The following is an 8,617-nucleotide window of genomic DNA, read 5'->3' on the forward strand; positions in this document are numbered from 1 at the left end:
CTGCGTCGATGACCCGGTGAATCGGGTGGACGTGTGGGGGTTGGAGTGGGAGTGGAAGGACGTGATTGATCCCGCATTGAACATCGCGCAGACTGCTGCTGAACGAGCCTTAAAAATTGGAAAGTGGGGCACTCGCTCTTTCGGGCTGCTGACCGCGCCGCTGGGTGACCTGCTCTTTCCAGACAGTGTTGGCGATGTTGAACAAGAGACCAAGGAATATTGGAAGAAGAGGTATCCCCGGACTACCCCGGAGGATCTGCGCGAAAGACACTAAACATAGCGTTGCATTCTCGCCACAAAGGATCATCATGAGTTTGCCCACTCCGGGCGCCATAGGCGCAATCGTTCTGTTGGGTGCTGCTGTCGGCTACGCCGTATACGTTGAAAGGAGAATCGCTCAGGGCGAAATTCCTCGCGTAGGGTATTCCTTCAAGCATACGTTGTATTTTGGCATCGTGGCAATCGTCCTCTCCATTCTGCTGTCTCTCGGCGTCTATTGGTGGACAGCTGATTTGGCTTTCGCAAAGGCATGGTTGGGCATCCTGCTTGTCCTTAGCATTGCTGGGGTACTTAAAGGACTGCTCGCCGAATACCATCACAAAAAACGTGGAGGACGAAACCTGGATCAGAGTTCGCACTGAAGTCTCCCCACCAAGCCCCGGCCCGGCCCCACCTCCGGGCCGGGGCTTTCAACTGGCGCGACTACGACGCCGACACCGGGCGCTTTACGGCGCCTCCGTCAAAAACAAAAGGGCTCCCCCAGGCGCACTGCCGGAGGGAGCCCTTCTCGTTCTGGGCTGTGTGCGCCTAGACTTCTAGCCGCAGCACTTCTTGAACTTCTTGCCCGAGCCGCAGGGGCAGGGGTCGTTGCGGCCTGTCTTTGGCCCGCGCACGATGGGATCGTGGGAGCGCATCTTGCCGTCGGTGTAGTGCCACACCCCGTCCAGACGCTTGAACTGGGCCACTTCGCGGTGGTCCTGGCGGGCGTCCTGGTATTCGTAGGAGGCCGTGAAGTCCACGGTGCCGGTCTGGTCGTTTTCGCCGCCGTCCTTGGTGGAGTGGATGGTGAGCCCCAGCCACTTGGAGCTCTCGGCCCACTGCTTGGCCTGGGCGGGGTCGAAGTCGTGGCGCTCTTCCGGGGCCAGGCTCTTCTCCAGGTAGGGCACGTCGACCTTGACGTAGGCGCTGTAGCGCGAGCGCATGAGCGCCTCGGCCGTGGGCGCGGGAACAGCTCCGCTGATGATGGGTCCGCAGCAGGCATCAAAGGGCTTGGCGGAACCGCAAGGGCAATCGGACATATGTCACCTCGAAAGTATTGTTTGGCTCGGGCGCGCACAGTACGGACTTCGCCGCGTCCGGTCAACTCGGACGGCGTTGACAGTCCTGCCCCGGCCCGGCATAGGCTCAAGGCTGGTCCCATCCTGCCTGCCCGGAGTGCCGCATGCGTCCCAAGCGCCTGATCCCGCAGTGCCTGACCCTGCTGTGCCTGGTTCTTCTGGCCGCGTGCGCGCTGCCCGAGATGCCGACGCCCCCGTTCACGCCCTGGAGCACCATCTACGGCGCCGCGCGCGACGAACGCAGCATGGCCGACATGCTCTTTGACAAGGCCGTCAGCAGCGCCATCAAGGCCGAGCTGATGAACAAGAACGGCGCGCTGGGCCTGAGAGTCAAGGTCTACTGCTTTCTGCGCCGGGTCACGCTCCTGGGCCAGATTGCCGACGACGACTTCAAGGCCTTTGCCCTGGCCACGGCCTGGGAGGCGGAGGGAGTCCGCAGCGTGGCCGCGGTATGGGTGGAGCCGAACCCGGCCAGGACCTCGGCGGCAGGGGGTGCGGTCTCGGACCTGGAGATAGCGGCCAAGCTGCGCGCGGCCCTGGTGGGCGACGAGAACATCAGCGCCACGCAGATCGAGGCCGAGGTCTATGGCGGGCGCATCTACCTGATGGGCATGGTGCGCAGCCAGCAGGACGTGGACCGGGCCGTGGCCCTCGCACGCGCGCTGCCCGGCGTCAGCGTCGTGACCTCGCTGCTGATCCCGACAGAGCAGGATCGGCCGGAGAACCCCGGCGCCGGGCCGCCCGGCACAGAGCCCCCGCGCGTCCACCCGCCCTGACGCATCACGTTGACATGCCGTGGCGGCAATGGGCATATGCATGACAGATGGAGCAACCTAAATCCTATGGAGCTGCCCATGCGACGCAATCATCTGCTTCTCGCGGCAATGGCCCTGGCTGTCGCCTTCGCCCTCCCGGCCACCCCGGCCAGCGCCTTCACCCCCTGGGGCGCCATCTACGACGCCGCGCGCGACGAGCGCAGCGTGGGCGACATCACGGCGGACAAGAAAATCAGCACGGAGATCAAGACCGCCCTGGTGGACAAGGACGGCAAGCTCGGCCTGGCGGTGAAGGTCTACTGCTACCTGGGCAAGGTCACGCTGCTGGGCCAGCTGGGCGACGACAAGTTCAAGGACTTCGCCACCGCCACGGCCAAGAAGACCAGGGGCGTCAAGTCCGTCGCCACCTATTGGGAGGCCCCGGGCAAGACAGACACCACCGCGGCGGACGTGGAGATCGCGGCCAGGATCCGCACCGCGCTGGTGGCCGACAAGAACATCAGCGCCACGCAGATCGAGCAGGAGGTCTTCGGCGGCAAGGTGTACCTGATCGGCATGGTGCGCAGCCAGAAGGACGTGAGCCGGGCCATGGCCCACGCCAAGGGCGTCAAGGGCGTCACCGGAGTGGTGTCGCTGCTCATCCCGTCCAAGAAGTAGGCCGCCCCCCAGGCCGGAGCAAGGCCGGGGCGAGGCAGGCGCTAGCCGCCCTGCCCCCCGCCAAGCTCCCGGTGCCGGAAGCAGGACGTCAGGTGGTCGTTGACCAACCCGGCGGACTGCATGAAGGCGTACATGATGGTGGAACCCACGAACTTGAAGCCGCGCGCCTTCAGGTCCGCTGACAGGGCGTCGCTGGCGGGCGTGCGCGCAGGCACCTGCTTAAGCGAGCCCCAGGCGTTCTGGAGGGGCGCGCCGTCCACAAAGCGCCAGAGGTAGGCGTCGAACGAGCCGAAGGCTTCGGCCACGGCCAAAAAGGCCCGCGCATTGCCGATGGCCGAGGCGATCTTCTGGCGGTTGCGGATGATGCCCTCGTCCTGCCGCAGCTTCTCGGCGTCGGCCTCGGTGAGCCGCGCCACCAGCTCCGGGGCAAGGCCCGAAAAGGCCCGGCGATAGCCCTCGCGCTTCTTCAGCACCGTCAGCCAGCTCAACCCGGCCTGGGCGCCCTCCAGCACAAGCAGCTCGAACAGGGCGCGGTCATCGTGCAGGGGCCGCCCCCATTCCTCGTCGTGGTAGCGCACGTAGACCGGGTCCGTGCCGCACCAGGGGCAGCGCTGTCGGTCGTCCGGGGCGATTGGTCGGGGCATGGGGGGAGCCTCCTGTGCCGGGCGGCGGCGGAAACATTCGACGCTCCAACACATACCACACCCCCTGTTGGCGGGCAATCGTCGTGGCCGGGCGGCGAAATTGTGTTTACAGCCGGTGTCATCTGGTATAAGAAGACGCTCTTTACGGGGCCATCCAGCGAGGATGACCCCGGAATATACTTTGGCGTCATGGCATTTGGAGCAGGCCCTAACGGGCCGAACGTCGCGGACACGGACCCGCTCGCCTCGGAAACGGGCCGGGCCCGCGTGCGGCTGAATGTCTAAAATACAGCGCAAATACATTTGTCCGAGGGAGTGTCGTTGGAGGCAATCATGGAAAAAACCAAGAAAGGCTTAGATCAGGAAATGGACCTCAATTTCGAGGATGCTCTTGAGGATTACCTCAAGTCTGACTTTGGCGACCTGGATGAAGGCACCATCGTGCCCGGCACCATCGTCAAGATCGGCAAGGACCACGTCCTCGTCGACGTGAACTTCAAGAGCGAAGGACAGATCGCCGTGTCGGAGTTCCTCGACTCCGAAGGCAATATGACCGTGGCCGTCGGCGACACGGTGGACGTCTTCGTGTCCAACAAGGACGAGAACGAAGGCACCATCCACCTCTCCCGCGACAAGGCCAAGCGCATGCAGCTGTTCGACCGCCTGGAAGATTCCCAGGAGAAGAACGGCACCGTTACCGGACGCATCGTCCGCCGCATCAAGGGCGGCTACACCGTCGATCTCGGCGGAGTCGAGGCCTTCCTGCCCGGCTCCCACGTTGATCTGCGGCCCGTGCCCGACATGGACGCCCTGGTCGGACAGGACTTCGACTTCAAGATCCTCAAGATCAACCGTCGCCGCAGCAACGTCATCGTTTCCCGCCGCGTGCTCCTCGAAGAGCAGCGCAGCGAGCAGCGCGGCGCCCTGCTCGAGACCCTGGGCGAAGGCCAGGTGGTCAAGGGCAAGGTCAAGAACATCACCGAATACGGCGTGTTCATCGACCTCGGCGGCCTGGACGGCCTCCTGCACATCACCGACATGAGCTGGAAGCGCATCCGCCACCCGAAAGAAATGGTCGCCCTGGGCGACGAGCTGGACCTGAAGGTCCTGCACTTCGACCGCGAGGGCCAGAAGGTCTCCCTCGGCCTGAAGCAGCTCGTGAGCGACCCCTGGGAGAACATCGCCGGCAAGTACCCGCAGGGTTCCCGCTTCACCGGCAAGGTCACCAACCTGGCCGACTACGGCGCCTTTGTGGAGCTTGAGGCCGGCGTCGAAGGCCTGGTCCACATCTCCGAGATGAGCTGGACCCGCAAGCTGCGCCACCCCTCGCAGATGGTGCGCGCCGGAGACGAAGTCGAAGTCATCGTGCTCGGCGTCGACCCCGACAAGAAGCGCATCAGCCTGGGCATGAAGCAGATCAAGCCGAATCCCTGGGACGTGGTGGCCGAGAAGTACCCGGAAGGCACCATCCTTGAGGGCGCCATCAAGAACATCACCGAGTTCGGCGTGTTCATCGGCATTGAGGAAGGCATCGACGGCCTGATCCACGTGTCCGACATCAGCTGGACCAAGAAGATCCGCCACCCGAGCGAAGTCTTCAAGATCGGCGACATCGTCCAGGCCAAGGTCCTCACCGTGGACAAGGAGAACGAGAAGTTCACCCTGGGCATCAAGCAGCTCTCCGAAGATCCGTGGCTGAAGGTGCCGGGCAAGTACCCCGTCGGCACCCTCATCACCGGCCTGGTGACCAACATCACCGACTTCGGCCTGTTCGTCGAGGTCGAGGAGGGCATCGAGGGCCTGGTCCACGTGTCCGAGATCAGCCGCAAGAAGATCAAGAGCCCCTCCGAGCTCTTCAAAGAAGGCGTCAACATCGAGGCCAAGGTCATCCATGTGAGCGCCGACGAGCGCCGCCTGGGCCTCTCCATCAAGCAGATCAAGGAAGAAGAGGAGCGCAAGAAGCCCAAGGAGTTCCGCACCTCCGGTCCCGAGACCGGAAGCAACCTGGGCGACCTGCTCCGCGCCAAGATCGAAGACGCCTCCAGCGAGAAGACAGAGGAAGCCTCCGGTGAGGAATCCGGAAGCTAAGCCTGGCTTCTCCGAACAGCACCCGCTGCTGTTTGGTATTGTGCTTATCATTGTGGCCGTGGCCCTCTTTACGGGGGCCATGGCCTTTTTTCGTTCGCTCGGGGGCAAGGGCACGCGCGCCCTCTCCGGCGACAAGATGGGCCTCTGCAAGATCGAGGGCGTCATCACCGACGCCCGCGAGGTCACTGACTTCCTGCGCGAGCTGAAGGACGACGAGTCCGTCAAGGGCGTGGTCCTGCGCATCGACAGCCCCGGCGGAGCCGTGGCCCCCTCGCAGGAGCTCTACCAGGCCGTGAAGGCCCTGGCCAAGGTCAAGCCCGTGGTGGTCAGCATGGGTTCGGCGGCCGCCAGCGGCGGCTACTACGCCGCGGCCCCGGCCACCCTCATCATGGCCAACTCCGGCTCCATCACCGGCTCCATCGGCGTGCGCGCCGAGTACGTGAACCTGCAGGGGCTCATGGACAAGCTGGGGCTCAGGACCGACCTCATGGCCACAGGCAAGTTCAAGGCCGCGGGCTCGCCCACGGTGCCCCTCACCCCGGAGCAGCGCGCCTACCTCATGGCCCTCATCATGGACCTGCACCGGCAGTTCGTGGCCGACGTGGCCGAGGCCCGCAAGATGCCCCTCGAGGAAGTCGAGAAGCTTGCCGACGGCCGCGCCTTCACCGGTCGCCAGGCCCAGGAGTTCGGCCTCGTGGACAAGCTCGGCGGCCTGGAGGCGGCCAGCGCCACGCTGCGTGAAATGGCCAAGCTCTCGGACAAGGCCGGCGTGCTCGAAGGCCCGGAAAAGAAAATCCCGCTGCTGCCGCGCCTCATGGGCGCCACGCTCCAGGCCGTGGGCCAGGCGATTGCCGAGACCAGCCAGGGCGCCCTGACCCAGCCCGACCTTCTCCTGCAATACCGCCAGTAGACCGCGCGGCCAGCCGAGACGACAATGCGTCCCGCCGCCAGCATCCCCGAACAGGCCCGCTACTTTCGCTCCCCGGCCCTGCCCGAGACCGAGCTGCTCACGGCCCGTTTCTACGAGCACACCTTCGCCCCGCACTGGCACGAGGGCTACGTGATCGGCGTCATCACGGCCGGGGCCGAAGGCTACCGCTACCGGGGCGCGCAACACGTGGCCGGCGTTGGCGGGCTGGCCTGCATCAACCCCGACGAAATCCACACCGGCGAGCGCGCCGACGAACAGGGCTGGGCCTACCGCGTGTTCTACCCGTCCGCCGCCGCCATTCGCTCCCTGGCGCGCAGCCTGCGCGGGACCCATTCCGCCGGCCTGCCCCGTCTGCCCCACCACGTCATCCAGGACCGCCCCCTGGCCCAGGCCCTGGCCCGCGCCCACCAGCTCCTCGAAGCCGGACACGACCTCCTGGAAGCCCAGACCGCCGCCCTGAACGCGCTGGGCGCCCTGCTCACCCGCCACGGCCAGGAACCTGAAACAGCACCGCCCCTGCGCGCGGACTCCACCCGCGTGGAGACCATGCGCCAACGCCTCGCCGCCGACCTGACCGAGCCCCTGACCCTCGACGAGCTGGCCGCCACGGTCGGCCTCTCGGCCTTCCACGCCGCCCGGCTCTTTGCCCGATCCACCGGCATGCCGCCCCATGCCTGGCGCAACCAGCTGCGCCTGAACCGCTCGCTCGCCCTGCTGCGAACGGGCATGAACAGCGCAGAGGCCGCCCAGGCCTGCGGCTTCGCCGACCAGAGCCACTACACGCGGCACTTCCGCCGGGCCTTCGGCACCACGCCCGGCCGCTGGCAGGCGGCCTGACGCCGTATCCGCCCTATCCGTCCAATGCGGCACGCAAGCGCAAGAACGTTCTAGTCCGCGCCCCCCCGGCCCGGCTATGCTCCCCCCATGAACACCAGCCAAAACCCGACCCACGGCCGCCTCCGCTTCAGCCTGAACGGCCTTGCCGCTGGCTTCCGCGCCTGCCTGCCCGTGGCCCTGGGCGTCGCCGTGTACGGCGTCCTCTTCGGCCTGCTGGCCCGGCAGAAAGGCCTCAGCCTCGTGGAAACCCAGTCCATGAGCCTCTTCGTCTTCGCCGGGGCCTCCCAGCTCATCGCGCTCGACCTCTGGAGCCCGAATCTGCCCGTGGCCTCGCTCATCATCACCACCCTCATCGTGAACCTGCGCCACGTGCTCATGGGCGCGGCCCTGGCCCCGGTGCTCACGCGCCTCTCCGCCCGCCAGGCCTTCGGCTCGCTGTTCTTCATGACCGACGAGTCCTGGGCCATTACCCTGGCGCGCATGGTGGACGACAGCCGCCAGAAGCGCGAGACCGACGGCGCGTTCCTCCTCGGCGCGGGACTGGCCGTCTATTCCTTCTGGAACCTGTCCACCGCCCTCGGACACCTGCTCGTGCGCGGCCTCGACGACCCCGCCAAGTACGGCCTGGACTTCGCCTTCACCGCCGTCTTCACCGCCCTGCTCGTCGGCCTCAGGCCACGCCGCCACGACATCCTGCCCCTCATCGCCGCCACCGCAACAGCCCTCCTCTGCGCGCGCCTGCTGCCCGGAAAATGGTACATCCTCGCCGGAGCCATCGCCGGAGGCGCCACAGCCGCCTTTGGCCCAGAACCACGGCCCGAACCACGTCCCGAATCCGGGCCCGCCACCGCCTCCCGCACGGAGAAACACCCGTGAGCCCTGCCCTCGCCTCCATCACCACCATCGCGGGCATGGCCCTCGTGACCTACCTCGCCCGCGCCGCCGGACTCGCCGTCATGAGCCGCCTGAGCGTCAGCGGACGACTCGAACGGTTCATGAAAGCCATCCCCGGCGCCATCCTCGCCTCCATCGTCGCGCCCTCCGCTCTCACCGCCGGACCAGCCGACGCCATCGCCACCATCGCCACCGCCGCCATCGCCTGGCGCTGGGGCAACCTGCCGCTGGCCATGGGCGTCGGCGTCGCCACCGCCCTGGCACTGCGCCTGGCACTGGCCTGAGCCTGGGATGCCTCCGGCGACCAGAGCCGGAAGATGCCTCCGGCGGCCGGTGGCCTGAGGCCCCCGGACCCCCCAGCGGGGCGGGACAGGGTGGCGAGGGCAGACGGGGAGGCCGGGCTGGGCGAAGGCAATGTGCGCGGGTTTTTCGAGGGGGGACCCTCGAAAAGCC

General features: G+C 66.4%; 11 protein-coding genes. 9 read left to right on the forward strand and 2 right to left on the reverse strand.

From position 1 onward, the window contains the following. Together RDU24_RS15495 and RDU24_RS15500 are read left to right on the forward strand one after the other, a co-directional pair. On the forward strand, window positions 1-274 hold a 274-nt coding region (locus RDU24_RS15495; protein WP_308736687.1), incomplete at its 5' end, for a hypothetical protein. 34 nt (window positions 275-308) lie between these two features. Beyond that, window positions 309-641 (forward strand): hypothetical protein, encoded by a 333-nt coding sequence (locus tag RDU24_RS15500; protein WP_308736688.1) that lies wholly within the window; start codon window positions 309-311, stop codon window positions 639-641. A 174-nt stretch (window positions 642-815) separates the two neighbouring features. On the opposite strand, the gene RDU24_RS15505 is transcribed toward RDU24_RS15500, so the two are convergent. Then, window positions 816-1,298, reverse strand: coding sequence for a YchJ family protein (locus tag RDU24_RS15505; protein ID WP_308736689.1), 483 nt, complete (start codon window positions 1,296-1,298; stop codon window positions 816-818). 143 nt (window positions 1,299-1,441) lie between these two features. On the opposite strand from RDU24_RS15505, the gene RDU24_RS15510 reads away from it, so the two are divergent. Both RDU24_RS15510 and RDU24_RS15515 read left to right on the forward strand, forming a co-directional pair. Beyond that, entirely contained in the window at window positions 1,442-2,113 is a 672-nt protein-coding gene (locus tag RDU24_RS15510) for a BON domain-containing protein (RefSeq protein WP_308736690.1), read from the forward strand. A gap of 78 nt (window positions 2,114-2,191) precedes the next feature. Continuing rightward, entirely contained in the window at window positions 2,192-2,770 is a 579-nt protein-coding gene (locus tag RDU24_RS15515; RefSeq protein ID WP_308736691.1) for a BON domain-containing protein, read from the forward strand. Between the two features lie 41 nt (window positions 2,771-2,811). Here RDU24_RS15515 and RDU24_RS15520 read toward each other — a convergent pair whose 3' ends face one another. Next, window positions 2,812-3,414: a DNA-3-methyladenine glycosylase I gene (locus tag RDU24_RS15520; protein WP_308736692.1), complete on the reverse strand. Its 603-nt coding sequence runs from the start codon at window positions 3,412-3,414 to the stop codon at window positions 2,812-2,814. Between the two features lie 333 nt (window positions 3,415-3,747). On the opposite strand from RDU24_RS15520, the gene RDU24_RS15525 reads away from it, so the two are divergent. The 5 genes from RDU24_RS15525 (at window position 3,748) to RDU24_RS15545 (ending at window position 8,448) form a co-directional block, all read left to right on the forward strand. Continuing rightward, entirely contained in the window at window positions 3,748-5,502 is a 1,755-nt protein-coding gene (locus RDU24_RS15525) for a 30S ribosomal protein S1 (RefSeq protein ID WP_308736693.1), read from the forward strand. A gap of 79 nt (window positions 5,503-5,581) precedes the next feature. Further along, window positions 5,582-6,412, forward strand: a complete 831-nt coding sequence (gene sppA, locus RDU24_RS15530; protein ID WP_308736694.1) for a signal peptide peptidase SppA — start codon at window positions 5,582-5,584, stop codon at window positions 6,410-6,412. 24 nt (window positions 6,413-6,436) lie between these two features. After that, window positions 6,437-7,270, forward strand: coding sequence for an AraC family transcriptional regulator (locus RDU24_RS15535; protein ID WP_308736695.1), 834 nt, complete (start codon window positions 6,437-6,439; stop codon window positions 7,268-7,270). Window positions 7,271-7,357: 87 nt separating this feature from the next. Further along, the gene (locus RDU24_RS15540) at window positions 7,358-8,146 is read left to right on the forward strand and encodes an AzlC family ABC transporter permease (protein WP_308736696.1); all 789 of its coding nucleotides are present in this window, start codon (window positions 7,358-7,360) and stop codon (window positions 8,144-8,146) included. Then, entirely contained in the window at window positions 8,143-8,448 is a 306-nt protein-coding gene (locus tag RDU24_RS15545; RefSeq protein WP_308736697.1) for an AzlD family protein, read from the forward strand. Before RDU24_RS15540 ends, RDU24_RS15545 begins: the two co-directional genes overlap by 4 nt. Window positions 8,449-8,617: the final 169 nt, after the last annotated feature.

The organism is Humidesulfovibrio sp. (genome assembly GCF_031082295.1).
GTDB lineage: Bacteria > Desulfobacterota > Desulfovibrionia > Desulfovibrionales > Desulfovibrionaceae > Humidesulfovibrio.